This window comes from Stenotrophomonas lacuserhaii, from assembly GCF_014836545.1.
Classification (GTDB): domain Bacteria; phylum Pseudomonadota; class Gammaproteobacteria; order Xanthomonadales; family Xanthomonadaceae; genus Stenotrophomonas; species Stenotrophomonas lacuserhaii.
In genome coordinates, this window is record NZ_JACSQS010000014.1 from 25,096 (window position 1) to 45,839 (window position 20,744).

Sequence of the window (20,744 nt, forward strand, 5' to 3'; positions counted from 1 at the left end):
TTCAGGAAAGGGGGCGTTGTGCCGGTTCGCGCTCGGGTTCGAGCACCAGCAGCAGCGAGGCGACCAGCGCCAGCACCAGGCCGACGGTCTTCAACGGACCGGGCACCACGCTGGCGAACAGCAGCGACAGCACGGCGGTGACCAGCGGCGCGCCGGCATTGCTCAGCGGCGCCACCACCATCGCCTTGCCGTGGCGGAACGCATACACCAGGGTCAGTGCGCCGACCGCGTTGAGGATCTGGATGCCGGCGGTCATCCACGGGCCATCCAGCCCCCAGTTGATCGGCTGGCTGAAGTCGGTCATCGCCAGCGCCACCGGTGCCAGCAGCAGCGCGCCGACGGTCATGTAGGCGAAGATGCTTTCTGCCCGCACGCTGTCGTTGGCCAGCTTCATGAAGTAGGCCTGCAGGCCCCAGGCCAGCATGATCAACAACGACTGCAGGAACCAGCCCAGGCCGGCTTCGCCGCTGCCAAAGGAGAAGTCCAGCAGGGGCAGGGCGACAAGCGCCAGCACGATGCCGAGCGTGCCCTGCCAGCCGGTGCGTTCGCGCAGCAGCAGGAAGGACAGCGCGATGGTCACCACCGGCGAGAGTGAAATCACCGGGAACACGAAGTACGCCGGGCCGATGGTCAGGGTGTGGAACAGCAGCATCTGTCCGCCCGCGCCAAGCAGGCCGATGATCAGGCCATAGCCGATGGCGCGCGGCGAACGCTCCAGCTGCCAGCCGCCACGCCACAGGATGTAAAGCGCCGGCGGCAGCATGGTCAGCGCCCACACGCAGTACACCAGCGTGTCCGGGAAGCCGTGCGCGGCCGACAACGGTGACAGCGCGCCCCATACGCCCCACAGCGCGACGGTGGCCAGCGCATAGCCGAGCCACGGGCGCCGCCGCGGGGTCACGGACACGGCCACGGCGTCGGCACTCATGCCACGCTCCCGGCCGGGGTGGCCTGCAGGAACAGGAAGCGTTCGAAGCGCGCGGGCAGGGTAGCCACCGCACCGCCGTCGACCACGCCCAGTTCGGTTTCGTTGAACAGGTCGCGGACCTGCCAGCGGCCCGCCGGCAGGCCGCGCAGCTCGACCTTGCCGTCCCAGCGCGGGGCATAGAAGGTGTAGTACTGCGCACCGTCCTTGCGGATGGCGTGGGCTTCGGGCTTGTCGAAGCCGATGTCATACAAGGTGCCGAGGTACTCGCCCTTGGGCAGCATGTGCGTGTTGTACAGGCCTACCCAGCGGCGCCACAGCGCCTCGCGTTCGTCGGTCAGCACGAAGCCGCCCGGCGGCAGCGGTACCGAAGGTCGATCGGTGTCCTTGGGCCAGGTGAACTTGCTGGAAATCACCGCGCCGATGCCCACGCTTGAAGCAAAGTCATCGCGGTTGTCGGACAGCTCCACGTGGTCGCCGGCGTAACTGCTGCGCTCGCCGATCAGCGCCTTGATCGACTTGCCCTTGCTGCGCACCTGCCACGATGACAGCGGGTCCGAGGAGGGGAACTGATCGGTCGCCGGCAGGTTGTGGAAGGCGAACGCGGTGCCGCACGGGCACAGCTCCACCACCGCCTCGGGATTGGCGTCATGGGCGGCGCGGTAGATCGCGTTCCAGAACGTGGCCAGTCCGGTGACCGAGTCTTCCGGGCTGGCGTGTCTGTGCGCCGGATTGTGGCAGGGCGCCACGGCGTTGAGGTGCTGGCCGTCCAGCTTGATGCCCTCGAAGCCCCAGTCGCCGATCGCCTTCTTGACCAGCTCGACATAGAAATCGATGGTCGGCTGGTAGGCCGGACACTGGGTCAGCGCGTTCCACCAGGTCACGGTCTGGAAGGCGCCTTCCTTGTCCAGCAGCAGCATGTCCACATGGTCGTGCAGCACGTCGCTGCCCGGATCGGCCGCGAGCGGGGCCAGCCACAGCCGCGGGCGCATGCCGTGCCGGCGGACTTCGGCGGTGAACGCGCGCATGTCCGCATCACCGCGCGGGAACTTGCGCCGGTCGATCTTCCAGTCGCCTTCGTTGGTCTGCCAGCCATCGTCCAGCACGGCCCATTCAAAACCCAGTTCCTTGGCCTTGGGCAGGGTGGCGTAGATCTGTTCGACGCGGAAATCACGTTCATAGCCCCACGCGCACCAGATCGGGGCGAACGCCGAATCCGGTGGACGCGGGCCTTCGATGCCCTCGCCGCGCATGAACACCTGGTACTGCTGCAGCGGCGCGTAGAAATCGCCTTCATGCACGGCCAGCAGGGTGCGTTCGGTGACCAGTTCCTGCCCCGGTGCGAGGGTCTGCGCCTTCGGTGACTCAACCGCGATGGACGCGCCCCTTGCGGTGCGCTTGACCGGCATGTCCAGTGGGCGCGGCACCGGTTCGACGTGGCCCACGGCCAGGCCCCCATCGCGACGCCAGATGTTGGCCACCGGCGTGCCGCCGCCGTAGTCCGATGAATCCATCGCCAGGGTGTTGCGCTGGTCGAAGTCGGCCGCCAGCGGTTGCACCCAGTCGCGGCGATCGGTGTGGGTGGCGCCGGAGAAACTCCAGAAGCCACCGGGCGCGTCGTCGAGCTGGTAGGCGCTGCTGCGCCAGCCGGTCACTTCAAGCGGCGCACCGCCGAGGTTGCGGTAGCGCACCTGCAGCAGCGCCAGTCCGGGCTGGGCGTCGAAGCTGCTGACCGAGACCTGTTTTTCCACACCCGCCGCGCGCGAGCGACCGGTGAACACCACCTGCCTGCCAGCCCCGTGGCGGGGGTCATCCAGCACATGCGCGGTCTGCTCGACCAGCGCAAAGTCGGTGATATCCCCGCTGGCCAGCAGCAGGGATTCGCTGGGCTGCCAACCGGTGAGCGGCTTGCCATGGCGCCAGACGCGCGTATGCATGCGCTTGTCGAAACCGATGGACAGCACGGCATCACCTGCGCGGCCATCGGGGGCGGGTGCAGCGGTGGCAGCGCGCACCCAGGGGGCGGCACTCCAGGCCATGCTGCCTGCCACGCTTCCGGCAATCAGCTTCAAGGCGGTACGGCGTCCGATCGGTGGCATAAGCGTCAACCCGGTGGAGATGGCTAGCATTCTGCGCACGCACATCAGATTGATGCAAGCGTTTTGTTGCGATATGGTTCGATCAAGTTTCGTTATGTATAAGCGAGGGCGTCATGCGGTGGAACCTGCGTAGCTGGACCGGGTGTGCTGTGGTTGGAATGGTCGTACTGGCGGGCTGTAAGCCGGAAAAAACGCTGCCGGAAGAGCCGAGTGCGACAGCCATGACAGAGGGGCACGGCGGCCCGTCCTATGCGATGGCGGACTTTTCCACGGTGCGCAAATTCGACGCGCACGTGCATGCCAACGACCGTGGTACAGCGCTGCTGGAGCAGGCGCGCGCGGACAACTTCGGGCTCCTCTCCATCAATGTGGATTACCCCGACTTCCCCAGCCTGCAGGACCAGCGCGCGATCGCTGTAGCGCAGGCACGGCAGGATCCCGGGCACTTCCATTGGGCGACCACCTTTTCAATGAAGGGCTACGGCAGTGAAGGCTGGGCCGGCCAGGTCAACGCCGCGCTGGACCGTGACGTGGCCGAGGGCGCGCGTGCGGTGAAGGTGTGGAAGAACATCGGCATGGTGGAAAGGGATACGCAGGGCAGGGCGATCATGCTGGATGATCCAGGTCTTTCCCCGGTGGCCGAGCACGTGCGCGCGCTGGACGTGCCGCTGATCGCGCACCAGGGCGAGCCCTACAACTGCTGGCTGCCGCTGGACAAGATGACCACCAACAATGATCGCGAGTACTTCGCCAAGCATCCGCAGTACCACATGTTCCTGCACCCCGAGCAGCCTTCGCATGCCGAGCTGATGGCCGTGCGCGACCGCTTCGTCGCCGCCCATCCGCAGCTGCGCGTGGTGGGTGCACACATGGCCAGCCTGGAGTACGACGTGGATGTGCTGGCCGCCTTCCTGGATCGTTTTCCGCAGGCCACGGTGGACCTGGCCGCGCGCATGAGCCAGGTGCAGTTCCAGTCCAACGCTGATCGCGCGAAGGTGCGCGATTTCTTCATCCGCTACCAGGACCGGCTGCTGTACGGCACCGACCTGACTCAGTCCCCCGGCGCGGATGCGGCGCAGTTCAAGGCGGAAACGCACGCGGTATGGCAGTCGGACTGGCGCTACCTGGCGACCGGCGAGAGCCAGCGGATCGAGGTGCTGGAGGCGGACGTGGCAGGGCTGTCGCTGCCGCGCGCAGTGATCGACAAGGTGTACTACGGCAACGCGGCGCGCGAGTTCAAGCTGTAAGTCGGGTAGCGCCGAGCCATGCCCGGCGAGCGCAGCGGGAAGCGGGAGCGTGACGAACAACGGTCGTCACCCACCGACAGCAGGAGCATGACGGCCAGCGGCCGTCACTACCGGGCGGGCGATCAGGCCAGCTGCAGGTCCACGCCCAGCGCACGACAGGCGTCGGCGACCTCGCCGGGCGCGCCGGTGTCGGTGATCAGCGCGTCCAGCCCGGATACCGGGATGATCCGGTGCAGGCAGACCTTGCCGAACTTGGAGCTGTCGGTGATCGCCACCACCGCACGCGCGGCTTCCACCATCTTGCGGTTGAGCATCGCTTCGGGTTCGTAATGGGTCGTGATGCCGCGCTCCAGGTCGAAGCCATCCACGCCCAGGAACAGCAGGTCCACGTGCAGCGCATCGAGCGCTTCCACTGTCAGCCCACCGTAGAAGGCCATGTTCTTGCGGCGCAGCTCGCCGCCCAGCATCACCAGGTTGATCCGGGTCTTCGGGCTGAGCACGGTCAGCACGCCGAAATCGTTGGTGACCACGGTCAGGTCGATGTCCGGAAGCGCCTCGGCCAGCTGCATCGAGGTGGTGCCCGAGTCGATGGCGATGGTGTCGCCTGGCTGCACCATCGCCGCTGCGCGCGCCCCGATCCGGCGTTTTTCATCCAGGTAAGCAGTGCGCTTGGCTTCGTAATGGGGTTCTGCCGCCGGGGCCGGACCCACCGCGCCACTGTCGATGCCGCCGCCGTAGGCGCGCGCCATCACCCCGCGTTCGGACAGATAGCGCAGGTCCTTGCGCACGGTCTGCAGGCTGACGCCGAACTGCTGGGCCAGCGAGGACACCTGCACGCTGCCGTGCTGGCGTACCAGTTCACTGATCTGTTGACGGCGATGGCTGGTGTCCCGGGTGGCGACCATGCAGAAAGCTCCTTTCAAACGTTCCAGAGTATGGCGGTTTTCGTTACATTTCGCTATTGATGCAAAACGAAACCTCATATACGCTCGGTTTCGTTGTTTCACCAGCCAGGCCCCCACAGCCCGCCGTCCTATGCTTCATGCCTCAGGAGAGAGAGCCCGTGAACGCCGTCCGTCCGCACCGCCACTGTCTTTACCATGGAATTGCCCTTGCCCTGCTGCTGCCCGCTACGGCGTGGTCGCAACAGGCCACCGAACCTGTCCCCGCCAGCACCTCGACCGGGCAGGCCGCTGCACCCGCAGGCGAGGGCCCGATCGACCTGCAGACGGTCCAGGTCAGCGGCGTCCGCGCCGCGCTGGCGCGTTCCACCGAGCTCAAGCGCGATGCGTCCACCGTGCAGGATTCGATCAGCGCGCTGGAGCTGGGCCGGTTCCCGGATGACAACGTGGCCGATTCGCTCAGCCATATCACCGGCGTTTCCATCACCCGCACCGCCGGTGGCGAAGGCCAGAAAGTCAGCGTGCGCGGGCTGGGCCCGGAATACACACTGACCACGTTCAACAACCGCATCCTGGCCACCGATGGTGCCGGCCGTGATTTCGCCTACGACGTGCTGCCCTCCGATGTGATCAGTGGGGCCGACGTGGTCAAGGGCGCCCAGGCCGCGCTGACCGAAGGTGCGATCGGCGGCCTGATCAACCTGCGTTCGGCCAGCCCGTTCGACAACAAGGGCCAGCACGCCATCGTGCGTGCCGAGGGCGACCACAACCAGATGTCCGAGTTGAACGGCCGCAAGTTCTCCGCGACCTACAGCAACACCTTCGCCGATGACACCATGGGCCTGCTGATCGGCGCGGTGTACGCCGAGCGCAAGGACCGCACCGATATCGCCGGCAACGACGGCGGCTGGACCCGCAACCCGGACCCTGCCGACCCCAGCTGGGGCGGCAATGCGTGGGGTGGCAACATCGACCCGAACGGCAACGGCGAACTGGACCCTGAAGAGTACGGGCTGATCGCGCCGGGCCAGTTCCGCGTCGGTACGGTGCAGGAAGACAAGAAGCGCAAGGCATTTTCCGGCAAGTTCGAATGGCGTCCCAACGATGACGTGCGGATCGTGGTGGACGGCCTGAAGACCCGGCTGGATTCGCCGCAGGTGTCCTACCAGCAGTCCTTCTATCCGCTGTTCGCGCCTGGCCGCTGGTCGGACATCAACGTGCAGAACGGCATCGTCACCGGCTTCACCATGGACAACCCGGATCCGGAGCAGCGGATGAACCCGGAGCTGCTCAACCAGACCGAACACCGCGTGGTGGACACCGACCTGTTCGGCATCAACGGCAGCTGGAGGGTCAATGACAGCCTGACCATGACCGGCGATGTGTACCGCTCCACCTCCGAACGCAAGTCCGGCGGCCAGGATACCTACGTCGTGCTGCGCATGAACCAGCCCAACGTCACCCGCATCGACCTGACCCGCGACGCCGTGCCGAATGTCACCACCACCTTCGATGATGGTCGTGACCTGTCCACCGGCCTGGCCAACGGCCAGTTCAACGACAGCGACTTCAACACGCACTACATGGAACTGCGCGGCGACAACATCAAGGATGAGATCACCGGCGGAACCGTCGGCGGCAAGCTGTACGTGGGCCAGTGGGGCATCGACAGCCTGAACTTCGGCATGACCCGCACCGAACGCAGCAAGCGCCGTGACCTGGTCAACAACACCCTCAACGGCGGTGCCGATTACTACTCGGTGGACAACGCGATCAACGTCGGCGACCTGGGCGGCGGCGTGCTGGATCGCACCCTGTCGCTGCCGAACTTCATGAACAAGGTCGGTTCCAGTTTCCCGCGCAGCTTCCTGGGCTTTGACGTGCCCAATTACCTGAGCAGCCTGCAGGCCTACAACGGCAACCCGCGCCCGGATGGCACGGTCTACGATTTCGCCAACGCCGCGCCGCAATGGAACCCGCTGGAAAGCTACCGCGTGGAAGAGAAGACCAACGCGTTCTACGTGCAGGCCGATCTGTCCGGCGATCGCTGGAGCGCGGACGTAGGCGTGCGCGTGGTCAGCACCCAGACCCGCGCCGAAGCCTGGGATGCGAAGATCATCGGCATCACCGAGAACGGCGCCTTCAACTACACCGCCCGCTATGCCGATCCCACCCCGGTGCAGCAGGATGGCAGCTACCGCTACATCCTGCCGTCGGGCAACTTCACCTGGCGCTTCACCGATGAGCTGTTGCTGCGCCTGGGCGCGGCCAAGACCATGGCCCGCCCGCCAGTGGACAAGCTGGCCCCGACCAACACCACCGCCAGCGTGTCCTGGGGCGAGTTCACCCAGATCTACGGTGGCAACGTCGACCTCAAGCCGTATACCGCCAAGCAGGGTGACGTGTCGCTGGAGTGGTACTTCGCTGAACAATCCATCGCCAACATGGCGGTGTTCTACAAGCGCATTTCCAACCAGATCACCACCAGCTGGGAGCCGGGCCAGGACATCGGCGTGCCGGGCTATCTGTTCAACGTGATGCGCCCGATCAACGGCGACTACGCCAAGGTGCACGGCCTGGAAGCCGGCCTGCAGCACTTCTGGGAGAACGGCCTGGGTTTCCGCGCCCAGTACACCCGCAACTGGTCCAAGAGCTTCGTGGCAGGGGAAGAACGTCCGCTGGAAGGGATTGCCCCGTCGGTCTACTCGCTGGGCCTGATGTATGAAAAGGGCCCGTGGTCGATCAGCACCACCGCCGACTACAGCGATGGTTTCGTGACCGCCACCAACGTGCTGGGCGCGGGCTACAACGAACAGGCCGATGAGATCACCTGGCTCACCGCCAGCATCTCTTATGAGATCAACGACATGTTCAGCGTCAGCCTGCAGGGCCAGAACCTGCTGGACGAAGCGCAGACCTACAGCATCAACGGCAATCCGCTGCTTTCGCAGGGCTACTACCGTTACGGCCGTTCGTTCACGCTCGGCTTCAGCGCGCGCTTCTGATCTCGATGGCGTGCCGGCTTTCCGGCCGGCACGCCATGCGCAACGCTGGGCAGATGGTCATCATCGGCCATTACACTATCCCGTCTTTGCCACGGGGCCCCCGATCATGAAACTGCATGCTGCAGGCCTGTGCTGCCTGCTCCTCACCAGCGCGCCCGCATGGGCCGATGCGGTCACCGTCAGTGGACGGGTCTACCAGGAACGTGATGGCAAGTCCGGTCGCGGGCCGACCGATCCGGGCATGGGCGGCGTACAGGTCTCCAACGGCCGCAGCATCGTGCGCACCAGCGCCGATGGCAGCTATCACCTGCCGGTCGAGGCCGGCGATACCGTGTTCATCATCAAGCCCGACGGCTACCGCATTCCAGCCGGTTCGGATGGATTGCCCGCATTCTGGCGCCACCACGTCCCGCAGGGGTCGCCGGTGTTGAAATACCGCGGCATCGCGCCGACCAGCACACCCGCTACTGCCTACGATTTCGCGCTCGCCCCTGAAAAACACGACAACCGCCGCGGCTTCCAGATGCTGGTGTTCACCGATCCGCAGACCGCAACGCGGGGTGACATAGGCTACTACGAGCAATCCATCGTCAGTCCGCTGGTGGGAAAGACCAAGGCGCGCCTCGGCACCACGCTGGGCGACATCGTCAACGACGACCTGTCGCTGTATCCGGCCATCAACAAGGTGACCACCCAGCTCGGTGTCCCGTGGTTCCATGTCCCCGGCAACCATGACCTGGATTTCGACGCCGGCCATGATGAGCACTCGCTGGACAGCTGGCGTGCGGTGTACGGACCGGACACCTATGCAGTGGAAGAGGGCGGCGCCAGCTTCGTGTTCCTGGACGATGTGGTCTACGATCCGGCGGCCCGGCCGACCTACATCGGCGGGCTGCGTGAGGATCAGTTCGCCTTCCTCGGCCAGTACCTGAAGGGCGTGCCGCACGACCGCCTGCTGGTGCTCGGGATGCATATCCCGCTGTTCGATGCCGCACCGGGTCGCGAAACCTTCCGCCATGCCGACCGCCAGCGCCTGTTCGAGATGCTCAAGCCTTTCAGCAATGTGCTGGTGTTGAGCGGCCACAGCCATACCCAGCAGCACTACTACCACGCCGCGGCCGATGGCTGGCACGGCGACAAGCCGCTGCACGAGTACAACGTCGGCGCCAACTGCGGCGCGTTCTGGTCCGGGGTCAAGGATCGGCGTGGCGTGCCCGACAGCACCATGAGTGATGGCACGCCCAAGGGCTACGCGCTGCTGGATGTGGCCGGCAACGGGACGTACCGGCTGCAGTACCGCGTGGCCGGTGCGGCGGACAGCGAACAGATCGGCCTGCATGCGCCGAAGGTACTGCGCCAGGGCGCTTACCCGGCCTGGGGCGTGTTCGCCAACGTGTACATGGGCGAGGCTGCCACGCGCGTGGAGTTCCGCATCGACGGCGGCCCCTGGCAGCCGATGAAGCAGGTGCGCCAGGGCGATCCGCGGCTGCTGGCGGAGAACGTGGCCGATGACCTGGCCCCGGCCTTGCGCGGCTATGACCGTTCGCCGGAAGCCACCCCGTCGCCGCACCTGTGGCGCGGCGCGCTGGCCACCGACCTGGCCCTTGGTGAGCACAAGGTGGACGTGCGCGCGACCCAGCCGGATGGTTCGGTCTACACCGCCAGCACCCGTTACGCGTTGCAGTCAGCCCAGCCCTGAGCAGCAGGCGAGGGTAGTAGCGCCGGCCAGTGGTTGGCGAGCGCAGCGGGCCGCAGAAAAGAAACGGCAGCCGCCCATCAAGGCGCGGCTGCCGCGGAGAGAACGGACCCCGCCGCGAGGCGGGGTTTTTTCAGCTCAGAACTTGTAATTCAGGCCGAAGTACAGCTGGCGGCCACTGTAGATGTTGGAGATCAGGCGGGCCTTGGTGTCGCCCCCCAGGTGCATGCGCTGTTCTGACTTGGTGGCGTTGAGCACCGAAGCGGTCAGCGTCAACGCCTCGGTCAGGTTGTAGGCCGCATTGAGGTCCAGCTGGTCGTAGGGCTCGGTGAACACGGTCATGCCGTTGTTGAGCCCACCGACCACTTCGCCGCGGCGGTTGTAGGACGCGCGCGCGAGGAACTTGTCGTTCTCGTAGAACAGGGTCACGTTGGCCTGGTTCTTCGCGCTGCCGACCAGCGGCGAAGCGCCGATGTTCTCTCCGTCCAGCACGATCGAGGCCAGGTTGGTGTCGTTGTAGGTGTAGTTGGCCTGCATGCCAAAGCCCATGTCGAAGGTGTACTGGCCGTAGATTTCCACGCCCTGCGACACGCCGTCACGGCCGTTGGCCTCGGTGGAGTAGTTCTGCACCGTCACCATCTCGCCGCCCACGTCCATCTGCTGGTCGGTCACCACCGGCACGGTGAAGTTGTCCACGTCCTTGCGGAACAGGGCCACGCCGGCGACCGCGCCCGGCTTGAAGTAGTACTCCAGGCCGAGGTCGTACTGCAGGGCCTCGAACGGCTCCAGCTGCTTGTTGCTGCCCGACCCGTACCAGCCCGGGGTGGTGGTGCCACCGGCCACGCGGCGGTCGTTGCTGTATTCCTCGCTGATGTACTCCAGGCCGCCCGGGTAGGCGATGCTGGTATAGCCGGGACGTGCGATCACCTTGGAGGCCGCGCCGCGCAGCACGAGGTTTTCGGTGATGTCCCAGGCGATGTTGAAGCTGGGCAGGACGTCGGTGTAGGTCTTGTCCAGCGAGGACTGCTCGTAGGTTTTCTCGCGCACGTCGCGGCGCACGAAGCCGGATTCGCAGACCGTGCCGGCCGGCGGCGCGCCGGTCGGGCAGGCCAGCGGATTGCCGTCGGCGCCGTCGACGAAGTAGTCCATGAAGCGCTCGACCGAGTCGCTCGATGCCGCGTGCTGCTTGGTCTGCACCAGGCGCACGCCCAGGTTGCCGCGGACGCGTTCGGTGCGGAAGTTGGCCTGGAAGTAGGTCGAGTAGATCTTCTCGTTGACGTCGTAGACGAAGTCCGGCTCGATCCGCTTCTGCATGCCGCCGTAGCGTTCGTTGAGGTAGGCCAGGTAGGCGGGGAAGTTGATGCCCGGCATCACGTTGGCGTCGAAGCCGCCGGCGATGTCGTCGATCGGGCTGGACAGGAAGAAGCCCGGCTGGGCTACGCTCTTTTCCGGATCGGCACAGTTGCCGGCCTGGTAGCGTGCCTCGTAATCGTTCGGATCAGCACCCTGGCAGGCCCAGTAGGTGTTGCCGGTGTTGCGATGGACCTTGCCGTCGCGGTACTTCACGCCGAACTGGAATGAATCGATGAAGCCGCTTTCAAACAGGCGGGTGAAGTCGGCCTGGAAGTAGTTCTGTTCGATGCTGGTCTCGCGCCACGACGAATCGGTCGAGCCGGTGTCGATCTCGGCGATGCCGGCCATCAGCTGGTCCTGCAGGTCCGGCGAGAACGTGGCCGACGGCGTGCCGGTCAGGTCGTAGGCGCTGTAGCTGTTGCCGGATTGCCACACGCCATCGACCTGGCGGCGCGGCTTGGCCGACATGCGGAAGTTGATCGACGGGCCGCCTTCGGACCAGGTGCGGCCGCCCTTGAAGGTCACCTTGGACAGCGGGCTGATTTCCCAGTCCACGGTCAGGTCGCCGGTCTGCGAAAGCGCCTTTTCGCGGCTGTAGGCCCCACTCAGCTGCGGGGTGGGGATGGTGCAGTCGTCCGGGCCCCAGCCACCCGGCGCCATGCCGGCGGCAGCGGCCTGTGCTTCGCTGCAGTAGTACGCCTTGCCCGGCAGCTTCTCGAACTGTGCGCCGGTGACGACGCTGCCGCTGGAATCGAAGTCCATGCCATTGAGCAGGCGTCCGCCGGCCCAGTTGCCGTCGCCGTTGTAGCGGGCGATGTTCCACTCCGGGATCTTGGCCTGGTTCAGCGTGTAATCGCCGGACAGCTCGAAGCGGAAGTAGTTGGCGGTGACGGTCAGGTTGTCGACCGGCTTGAACTGGAAGGTGAACTGGCCGCCGGTGCGCTCGCGCTCTTCTTCGCGCACGCCGAAGTTGACCGACGTCGGCATGAAGAATTCGCTGTAGTTGCCACCGGTCTGGTTGTTGAAACCGGACTCGCCCCACCAGTAATGGATGCCATCCTGCGGCAGCGTATTGCCGTAGGCGTCCTTGGCTTCGGTGCCGGCGCCGTACCACTGGTAGTCATCTACGGTGACTTCCATGCTGCGGTTGGTGCGCTTCTGCTTGGTCGCCCCGATCAGCACGCCGAAACGCTCGTCCTTGCTGTGCCAGGCGTACATCGCCGACAGGTTCGGATCCACGCTGTCGCTGGTATCGGAGGTGACGCCTTCGATGTTGACGAAGCCGGAGTTGGCTTCCATCTCCAGCGGGCGGCGGGTATGCAGGATCACCGTACCGCCGATGCCGCCTTCGTCGATGCGCGCTTCGGGCGACTTGAACAGCTCCGCGCTCTCCAGCATGTTCGACGGCAGCAGGGTGTAATTGAACGAACGCGAAGCCTCGTTGTTGGTTTCCGAGGTGGCGATGTAGTTGCCGTTCAACTGGGTCAGGGTCAGGTCGGCATCCAGGCCGCGCACGCTGACATTCTTGCCTTCGCCGCCATCGCGGGTGATGACCACGCCGGGCACGCGCTGCAGCGCATCGGCGACGTTCTTGTCGGGGAACTTGCCGACGTCTTCTGCGGTGATGACTTCGACCACGGCATTGGCGTCACGCTTCTGCTGCAGGCTCTTTTCGATGGCGTAGCGGTAGCCGGTGACATTGACGCTGTCCAGCGTGGTGGCGCTGGGCGAAGCGGCGGGGGTGGCCGGTGCTGCGTCCTGGGCGAACGCCGGCGCCGCAGTGGCCGCCAAGGCGAATGCGATGGCTGCCGACAGGGCGTGGCAACCGTGCTTGTGTGACATGTAATTCATTCTCTCCCTCTCCTGGATCGAACCGTTGGCTGATACGAAATACTTGAATCGATCTTATGTTTTGACGCGAGACCGCAAGCGTGGGGCGGGAGAGACAGGGCACCTGGGGGGCGTTGCTGTCGGATTCCGAACCCGGCAATCGTGACCGTTTGAAGTTGGATCGATCTAAACGATTGCCGCGCATTTTTTAACACGGCCTGACTCAAGTCGCATGCTGCTGCGCAATATGAAAACGTTTGCAGTGCGCCCGCGCCCCGGTGGGCGGCGTTCCATGTTGCGCTGCAGGATGCGCGAGGACGGACGTTCATGTTTACTTCAATCGATCTAAATCGACGAACAGGCATCGGGCCGACCTCCCGTGACGCGGGCCTGTCGGCTCGGATCCCGATCTGCCAACGCCCGCCAAGGAGCCCGTGAACGTGACCTTCCGACGTTGTTTTCCCCTGCGTGCCTTTACGCCCATCGCCTCGCTGGCGTGCGTGATCGCGTTGTCTGCCGCGCCCGCCCTGCAGGCCGCGCCGGCCGCGCTGGAGCGCGAAGTGAACACCTTCATCGGCAGCAAGGATGATGGCAACACCTTCCCGGGCGCCTCGGCGCCATTCGGCCTGATCCAGGTCAGCCCGATCGGCAGTCATTACGCCGGCTGGCGCTACGACGACGAAAAAATCCGCGGCTTCGGCCATTCGTTCCTGTCCGGTGCGGGCTGCTGGGAGCAGGGCGGTCAGGTCTCGGTGCTGCCGGTCACCGGCACCATCGGGGCAGGCGGCGATTTCGATACGTCCAACCCCAAGGCGTTCGACCACAAGGCCTATGCGTCCACCTATGAGCATGCCGGTGAAGTCGGCCAGGCCGGCTACTATCGCGTCCGCTTGACTGGCTACGGCGGCATCGATGCCGAAGCCACCGCGCGTACCCGCGCCGCCGCCGAACGCTACACCTTCGCCGCCGGACAGAAAGAAGGCCACGTGCTGGTGAATGTCGGCCAGGCCAACGAGCGCCATGCGGTGATCGGCAGCGTGGTCGACGTGGTCGGCGACCGCGTGGTGGAAGGCAAGCTGGTCACCAAGAGTTTCTGCGGTGGCCATCAGTACACGACGTGGTTCCGGATCGAGTTCGACCGTCCGTTCACCGCACACGGGGTGTGGGGCGAAGAGCGCGGCCTGCCCGGCGCGCGCCACAGCATGGAGGGTGAGGCCAAGCCGAATGGTGCCTGGCTGACCTTCGACATGGCGCAGGGCCGCGCCGTCACCGCGGTCAGTGCGATCTCGCACGTGGATGCCGAAGGTGCGCGCACCAACCTGCGCAGCGATGGCATGCAGGGCGGCAAGCTGCTCGGTTTCGATGGCATGCGCCGCCTGGCGCAGGACGCCTGGCGCGAAGAACTGTCCACGGTGAAGCTCGACGGGGGCAGCAAGGACGACCGCACGGTGCTGTATACCGCCCTGTACCACGCGCTCCTGCAACCGTTGACGGGCAGCGATGCCGACGGCCGCTATCGTGGCTACGACGATGCGATCCACCGCGCCGACGGCTGGACGTACTACGAGTATTTCTCGCTGTGGGACACCTATCGCGCGCAGAACCAGTGGCTGGCGCTGACCCGCCCGCAGGTGGCGCGTGACATCGGCCGCACGCTGCTGGCCATCGATGCACAGGGGGGATGGCTGCCGCGCTGGGGCTATGCCAACTTCGAAACCAACATCATGACCGGCGATCCGGTCACGCCGTTCATGGCCGACCTGTGGCGCTTCGGCGCGCTGGAAGGCCGCGAGCAGGAAGCCTGGTCGGCGCTGCGCCGCAATGCGTTCGACGTGCCGCCGTTGAACTCCCGCGCGGCCGGTCGCTCGGGCAACCCGTCCTACCTGGACAAGGGTTACGTGGTGTATGACCGCGCGTTCCCATCCAAGGGCATGGACGTGGACCCGCACCATGGCGGTTCGGCGACGCTTGAATACGCCTTGGCCGATTGTGCGCTGGCGCAGATGGCCGATGGCCTGGGCCATGCCGCCGACGCGGCGACCCTGCGTGCCCGTGGGCGTAACTGGCGCAACGTGTGGGATATGTCGGTCCGCGATGACGAGACCGGATTCACCGGCTTCCCGCGTCCGCGCACCGACGGTGGCCAGTGGTATGCGCCGTCCGACGGCCACTACAGCCCGCGCTCGCACCATGGCTTCCATGAAGGCACCGCCTGGCAGTACCAGTGGCTGGCGCAGCAGGACGTCCCGGGCCTGGTGGAAGCGATGCATGGCCGCGAGCAGGCCGGCAAGCGCCTGGATGCGTTCTTCGCGATGGATGCGCTGCTGGCCGATCCGCTGCAGGCCGCGCGCAAGGAATGGGTGGTGGGCCCTTACAGCTATTACAACCAGTACCGCTACAACCCCAACAACGAACCGGACCTGCATGCGCCGTGGATGTACACGCTGATCGGCCAGCCGTGGAAGACCGCCACCGTGGTCCGCGCAGCGCAGCAGTTGTTCACCAACGCCCCGAACGGCGTGACTGGCAACGATGACCTGGGCACGATGTCGGCCTGGTACCTGTTCAGTGCGCTGGGCCTTTATCCGGCGGTGCCCGGCAGTGGTGAGTTCCTGCTGCACGCGCCGCGCTTTGCCAAGGTGGATGTGGCGCTGGGCAACGGTCGCACGCTGAAACTGCGTGCCCCCGGCGCGGACGGTCGCACGCTGCAGTACGTGCAGGGCGTGCAGGTGGATGGCGCCGCGCAGTCCGCGGTGTGGCTGGACTGGGAAGCGCTGCGCGCTGGCCCCACCCTGCAGTGGTCGCTCGGCACGCAGGCGCCGGAACAGGGCTGGGGCACGGCGGTCAATGACCTGCCGGTCTCGTTCTGCGCCGCACCCGGCAGCGTCCTGAAGTGAGGCATTCGGCCGCCCGTGCTGCGCATGACCGTGCACGCGCGGCTGGGGCCGTTATGATTCAGGTACCTATCCAGAGCTCAGGGTCCATTCCAGGATGAATGACGCCACCGGCAGCAAGGGGCCGCGCAAAAGCGGCGACCGCGCGGTCACCGTGACCGACATCGCACGCGCGATCGGCGTGTCACGGGCGACCGTGTCGCTGGTGCTGCGTGGCAGCCCGCTGGTGAACGTGGACACGCGCGCCAAGGTGGAGGCCGAACTGCGCCGCCAGCGCTATGTGTACAACCGCGCGGCGGCCAACCTGCGCCGGCGCACATCCTCCAGCGTGGCGCTGGTGATCAACGACCTGTCCAACCCGTTCTTCGCCGAGTTCGCCGCCGGCGTCGACGAAGCACTGGGCGACCAGGGCTACGTGACCCTGCTCGGCAGCACCGGCGAATCACCACAGCGCCAGCAGGCGGTGCTGGGCACGCTGATGGAGCACACCCCGGCCGGATTGATCCTGTCACCGGCCGAAGGCAGCGATACCGCGCAGGTGCGCCAGGCGCTGGGGCCTACCGCCAACGTGCTGTTGTTCAACCGTGCACTGGCCGGCGCTGACTGGGATTTCCTTGCACTGGACAACCAGCAGGGAGCCTATCTGGCGACCCGCCACCTGATCGAACGCGGTCACCGCGAAATCGCTTTCTTCGGTGGCCACGCCGATTCCAGTTCCTGCGAACAACGCCGTGCCGGCTACCAGCAGGCACTGGGCGAGGCCGGCCTGTCGGCCACGCCGCAGTGGCTGATCGAATCGGCGCCGAACCGCCTGGAAGCCGCGCGCCGGGTCGACGAACTGTTCGTCGGTGGTGGGCGGCCCAGTGCCGCGGTCTGCTACAACGATACCGTCGCGCTGGGGCTGATGCTGGGCCTGACCTCGCGCGGGATCCGTCCCGGCGGCGATTTCGCCGTCACCGGTTTCGATGACATTCCCGAGGCGGCCGTCGCCGTGCCGCCGTTGACAACCCTCACAGTTGATCCGCGGGCGCGCGGACGCCAGGCCGCCGAGCTGCTGCTGCAGCGTGTGCAGACCCCGGATGCGCCACCGCAGCGTACCGTTGCCCCCGTGCAGCTGCGCATACGCGAAAGCAGCGCCGCCCGCCCGAACTGATTCCCCTTCCTCATTCAACCTACGCGCACCGAGGCGCGAACCCGCATGCCGATTTCATCAACGCCCCGTTTGAACACCACGCCCGGGCAAGGCGCACCACCGGTCAACACCCGCATGGCGCTGGGCGTGGCCACCACCATCTTCTTCATGTGGGGCTTCCTGACCTGCCTCAACGACATCCTCATTCCGCACCTGAAGGCGGTGTTCGAACTGAATTACGCGCGCGCGATGCTGGTGCAGTTCACCTTCTTCGGCGCCTATTTCCTGATGTCCCTGCCGGCCGGTCGGCTGGTGGCCCACCTGGGGTACAAGAAGGGCATCGTGGCCGGCCTGCTGATCGCCGGCGTCGGCGCGCTGGGCTTCTGGCCCGCCGCCGAGCTTCGTGAGTACAGCGCCTTCCTGGGCGCGCTGTTCGTCCTGGCCACCGGCATCACCGTGCTGCAGGTGGCCGCCAACCCGTACGTGGCGCTGCTGGGTCCGGTGGAAACCAGTTCCAGCCGCTTGACCCTCGCCCAGGCACTGAACTCGCTGGGTACGGCGATCGCGCCGATCTTCGGCGGACTGTTGATCCTCGGCAACACGGTCAAGAGTGCCGATGAGATCAACGCGCTGTCGGTGGCCGAACAGGCCGCTTACCGTGCAGCCGAGGCGCAGTCGGTGCAGGGCCCCTACATCGGCCTGGCGATCGCTCTGGCGCTGCTGGCGCTGTTCGTTTACCTGTTCCGCCTGCCGACGCTGAGCGAGAGCACCGAGAAGGTCGATGATGGCCCGCAGCAGAGCTACGGCGCGGCCCTGCGCCACCGCCACCTGCTGTTTGCGGTGCTGGGCATCTTCTTCTACGTGGGTGCCGAAGTCTCCATCGGCAGCTTCCTGGTCAACTACCTGTCGATGCCCAACATCGGTGGCTTCACCGAACAGCAGGCCACGCATTACGTGTCCGCCTACTGGACGATGGCGATGATCGGCCGCTTCGCCGGTTCGGCGCTGCTGACCCGCTATTCGCCGCGGCACATGCTGGCCCTGTTCGCCGGCATCAACGTCGTGCTGCTGGGTGCCACGATGGCCAGTTCGGGCCAGGTCGCGCTGTACTCGGTTGTGGCCATCGGCCTGTTCAATTCCATCATGTTCCCGACCATCTTCGCGCTCGGCATCGAACGCCTGGGCCCCCTGACCAACAAGGCCTCCAGCCTGTTGATCATGGCCATCGTCGGTGGCGCGCTGGTGCCGTACCTGCAGGGCGTGCTGGCCGACCACATCGGTCTGCAGCCGAGCTTCATCCTGCCGCTGCTGTGCTATGGCTACGTCATCTTCTTCGGTCTGGTGGGCGCCCGCCTGCCGGCTGCCACGACCCGCGGAGGCTGATGCAGATGGGCACCATTGTCTGCTTCGGCGAGATTTTGATCGATCTATTAGCGCAGCCACCGGCCTCGCCGACCGACCCGCGCGCGTTCCTGCAGTACGCCGGTGGCGCGCCAGCCAACGTCGCGGTGGCCGCCGCGCGGCTGGGCGTGGATACACAGTTCGTGGGCATGCTGGGACGGGACATGTTCGGCGATTTCCTCGCCGACAGCCTGCAGCAGCACGGCGTGGGCATCGACTACATCGCGCGTACCGATGCGGCCAAGACGGCGCTGGCATTCGTCGCGCTGGATCCGCATGGCGAGCGCAGTTTCAGCTTCTACCGGCCGCCGGCGGCCGACCTGCTGTTCCGCGCCGAGCATTTCCAGGCAGCCTGCTTTGCGCAGGCACGCTGCTTCCACGTCTGTTCCAACAGCCTGACCGAAGCGGCCATCGCGCAGGCGACGTTCGAGGGCATGCAGCGTGCGCGCGCGGCCGGTGCCCTGGTCAGCCTGGACCTCAACCTGCGCCCGGCCCTGTGGCCGGCCGATGCTGATCCGCTGCCGACGCTGTGGCAGGCGCTGGCGCTGGCCGACGTGGTCAAGCTGTCGCGCGAAGAGCTGGATTTCCTTGCCGCACCGCTGGGCGACGAGGGCGCCGCGCAGGTCCTGCAACGGCTGTTTGCCGCGCAGGCGCGCTGGGTGGTGGTCACCGATGGCGCCGCCGCACTGCGCTGGTACACGCGCAGCGCGCAGGGCCAGGCCACCAGCTTCCGTGTCGCCACCGTGGACAGCACCGCTGCCGGCGATGCCTTTGTCGGCGGCCTGCTGACCGCGCTGATCGAGCGCGGCGTGGATGCCGCCAACCTGCCGGCGTTCTGCAGCGATGAAGCCGCCATGCGCGAGGTGCTTCGCTTCGGCGCTGCGGTGGGTGCGCTGGCGGTGACCCGCAAGGGCGCATTCGCGGCCATGCCCTCGCGCGATGAAGTCAACGAACTGCTGCTGCAAACCGAGGAATCGCACTGATGACCCAGACTCCGGACTTCCGTTCGCCGGCTTTCCTGCGCGGCCACATCGCCCACACGATGGCGTTCTACCATCCGCGTTGCATCGATCCGAAGGGTGGCTTCTTCCATTACTTCCGTGACGACGGCAGCGTCTACGATGCAGGGCATCGCCATCTGGTGAGCAGCACGCGTTTCGTCTTCGACTACGCCATGGCCTACCGCGAGTTCGGTGATGCCGCTTACCTGGACGGGGTCAAGCATGGCGTGCGCTACCTGCGCGAGGTGCATCGCAACCCGGCTACCGGCGGCTATGCCTGGACGCTGCGCGATGGCGTGGTGGAAGACGATACCAACCACTGCTACGGCGTCGCCTTCGTGCTGCTGGCGTACAGCTGCGCGCTGAAGGCCGGCATCGAAGAAGCGCGTGGCTGGATGGAGGAGACCTGGCAGCTGCTGGAAACGCGGTTCTACGAGCCGGCGCACGGTCTGTACCGTGACGAAGCCGACGCGCAGTGGAACTTCAGCGGTTACCGTGGGCAGAACGCCAACATGCACATGTGCGAGGCGATGCTGGCCGCGTTCGAGAGCAGTGGCGAGCAGCGCTACCTGGATCGCGCGCTGCAGCTGGCCGACATCATGACCCGGCGCCAGGCCGCCAAGGCAGACGGGCTGGTGTGGGAGCACTACGACAGCGAGTGGAACATCGACTGGAAATACAACCTGGATGATCCCAAGCACCTGTTCCGTCCGTGGGGCTTCCAGCCCGGTCACCAGACCGAGTGGGCCAAGCTGTTGCTGATCCTGGATCGCCATGTGCAGGCGGACTGGCTGGTGCCGACGGCGCGCCATCTGTTCGACGTAGCGGTGGAACGCAGCTGGGACAACGAGCGCGGTGGGCTGTATTACGGCTTCGCGCCGGATGGCAGCGTCTGCGACGACGACAAGTATTTCTGGGTGCAGGCGGAGTCGCTGGCGACCGCGGCGGTGTTGGCACAGCGCACGGGTGATGCGGTGTACTGGGAGTGGTACGACCGTTTGTGGGCCTATGCGTGGGAGCACTTCGTGGACCATGAGTACGGTGCGTGGTACCGCATCCTGGATGCGGACAACCGCAAGTACAGCGATGAGAAGAGCCCGGCCGGGAAGGTGGATTACCACACGATGGGCGCGTGCCATGAGGTGTTGAACGTGGTGCGTTCCGGAGCCAGAGCTGCGGCGCCTGTTTGATTTCGGGTAGCGGCGGCGGGGAGGCCTGCGCAGGACACGCCGCAAGTACGTCCCTGTAGGCTCGTTTCC

Annotated in this window: 12 protein-coding genes; 8 read left to right on the plus strand and 4 right to left on the minus strand. The window is 66.0% G+C overall.

The features are described from left to right. Position 1 precedes the first annotated feature (1 nt). The gene (locus H9654_RS13005; RefSeq protein ID WP_191771180.1) at positions 2 to 928 is read right to left on the minus strand and encodes a DMT family transporter; all 927 of its coding nucleotides are present in this window, start codon (positions 926 to 928) and stop codon (positions 2 to 4) included. After that, positions 925 to 3,024, minus strand: coding sequence for a glycoside hydrolase family 36 protein (locus H9654_RS13010; protein WP_191771181.1), 2,100 nt, complete (start codon positions 3,022 to 3,024; stop codon positions 925 to 927). Before H9654_RS13010 ends, H9654_RS13005 begins: the two co-directional genes overlap by 4 nt. Positions 3,025 to 3,245: 221 nt before the next feature. On the opposite strand from H9654_RS13010, the gene H9654_RS13015 reads away from it, so the two are divergent. Continuing rightward, positions 3,246 to 4,271 (plus strand): amidohydrolase family protein, encoded by a 1,026-nt coding sequence (locus H9654_RS13015; RefSeq protein ID WP_225212051.1) that lies wholly within the window; start codon positions 3,246 to 3,248, stop codon positions 4,269 to 4,271. A gap of 122 nt (positions 4,272 to 4,393) precedes the next feature. On the opposite strand, the gene H9654_RS13020 is transcribed toward H9654_RS13015, so the two are convergent. After that, positions 4,394 to 5,176 (minus strand): DeoR/GlpR family DNA-binding transcription regulator, encoded by a 783-nt coding sequence (locus H9654_RS13020; RefSeq protein ID WP_101100543.1) that lies wholly within the window; start codon positions 5,174 to 5,176, stop codon positions 4,394 to 4,396. A 158-nt stretch (positions 5,177 to 5,334) separates the two neighbouring features. Between H9654_RS13020 and H9654_RS13025 the strand changes: the two genes are divergently transcribed. Next, on the plus strand, positions 5,335 to 8,178 hold the full coding sequence (locus H9654_RS13025; RefSeq protein ID WP_318241140.1) for a TonB-dependent receptor: 2,844 nt from the start codon (positions 5,335 to 5,337) through the stop codon (positions 8,176 to 8,178). Positions 8,179 to 8,284: 106 nt separating this feature from the next. Continuing rightward, positions 8,285 to 9,877, plus strand: coding sequence for a calcineurin-like phosphoesterase C-terminal domain-containing protein (locus H9654_RS13030; protein ID WP_191771184.1), 1,593 nt, complete (start codon positions 8,285 to 8,287; stop codon positions 9,875 to 9,877). A 135-nt stretch (positions 9,878 to 10,012) separates the two neighbouring features. On the opposite strand, the gene H9654_RS13035 is transcribed toward H9654_RS13030, so the two are convergent. After that, positions 10,013 to 13,078: a TonB-dependent receptor gene (locus H9654_RS13035; RefSeq protein WP_101100540.1), complete on the minus strand. Its 3,066-nt coding sequence runs from the start codon at positions 13,076 to 13,078 to the stop codon at positions 10,013 to 10,015. A 479-nt stretch (positions 13,079 to 13,557) separates the two neighbouring features. Between H9654_RS13035 and H9654_RS13040 the strand changes: the two genes are divergently transcribed. From H9654_RS13040 to H9654_RS13060, 5 genes are all read left to right on the plus strand, one after another. Continuing rightward, the gene (locus H9654_RS13040; RefSeq protein ID WP_318241141.1) at positions 13,558 to 15,954 is read left to right on the plus strand and encodes a GH92 family glycosyl hydrolase; all 2,397 of its coding nucleotides are present in this window, start codon (positions 13,558 to 13,560) and stop codon (positions 15,952 to 15,954) included. A 94-nt stretch (positions 15,955 to 16,048) separates the two neighbouring features. After that, positions 16,049 to 17,104: a LacI family DNA-binding transcriptional regulator gene (locus H9654_RS13045; protein ID WP_191771186.1), complete on the plus strand. Its 1,056-nt coding sequence runs from the start codon at positions 16,049 to 16,051 to the stop codon at positions 17,102 to 17,104. Between the two features lie 45 nt (positions 17,105 to 17,149). Further along, positions 17,150 to 18,466 carry a sugar MFS transporter gene (locus H9654_RS13050; RefSeq protein WP_191771187.1) on the plus strand — a complete coding sequence of 439 codons (1,317 nt, stop codon included), beginning with the start codon at positions 17,150 to 17,152 and terminating at the stop codon, positions 18,464 to 18,466. Positions 18,467 to 18,471: 5 nt separating this feature from the next. Further along, the gene (locus H9654_RS13055; RefSeq protein ID WP_191771188.1) at positions 18,472 to 19,467 is read left to right on the plus strand and encodes a carbohydrate kinase family protein; all 996 of its coding nucleotides are present in this window, start codon (positions 18,472 to 18,474) and stop codon (positions 19,465 to 19,467) included. After that, positions 19,467 to 20,675 (plus strand): AGE family epimerase/isomerase, encoded by a 1,209-nt coding sequence (locus H9654_RS13060; RefSeq protein ID WP_191771189.1) that lies wholly within the window; start codon positions 19,467 to 19,469, stop codon positions 20,673 to 20,675. Before H9654_RS13055 ends, H9654_RS13060 begins: the two co-directional genes overlap by 1 nt. Positions 20,676 to 20,744: the final 69 nt, after the last annotated feature.

Bases quoted from the DNA above. Each gene is read 5' to 3' on its own strand.
- H9654_RS13035 (WP_101100540.1), bottom strand. From the start codon at position 13,078: ATGAATTACATGTCACACAAGCACGGTTGCCACGCCCTGTCGGCAGCC.
- H9654_RS13055 (WP_191771188.1), top strand. From the start codon at position 18,472: ATGGGCACCATTGTCTGCTTCGGCGAGATTTTGATCGATCTATTAGCG.
- H9654_RS13005 (WP_191771180.1), bottom strand. From the start codon at position 928: ATGAGTGCCGACGCCGTGGCCGTGTCCGTGACCCCGCGGCGGCGCCCG.
- H9654_RS13020 (WP_101100543.1), bottom strand. From the start codon at position 5,176: ATGGTCGCCACCCGGGACACCAGCCATCGCCGTCAACAGATCAGTGAA.
- H9654_RS13010 (WP_191771181.1), bottom strand. From the start codon at position 3,024: ATGCCACCGATCGGACGCCGTACCGCCTTGAAGCTGATTGCCGGAAGC.
- H9654_RS13045 (WP_191771186.1), top strand. From the start codon at position 16,049: ATGAATGACGCCACCGGCAGCAAGGGGCCGCGCAAAAGCGGCGACCGC.
- H9654_RS13015 (WP_225212051.1), top strand. From the start codon at position 3,246: ATGACAGAGGGGCACGGCGGCCCGTCCTATGCGATGGCGGACTTTTCC.
- H9654_RS13050 (WP_191771187.1), top strand. From the start codon at position 17,150: ATGCCGATTTCATCAACGCCCCGTTTGAACACCACGCCCGGGCAAGGC.
- H9654_RS13060 (WP_191771189.1), top strand. From the start codon at position 19,467: ATGACCCAGACTCCGGACTTCCGTTCGCCGGCTTTCCTGCGCGGCCAC.
- H9654_RS13030 (WP_191771184.1), top strand. From the start codon at position 8,285: ATGAAACTGCATGCTGCAGGCCTGTGCTGCCTGCTCCTCACCAGCGCG.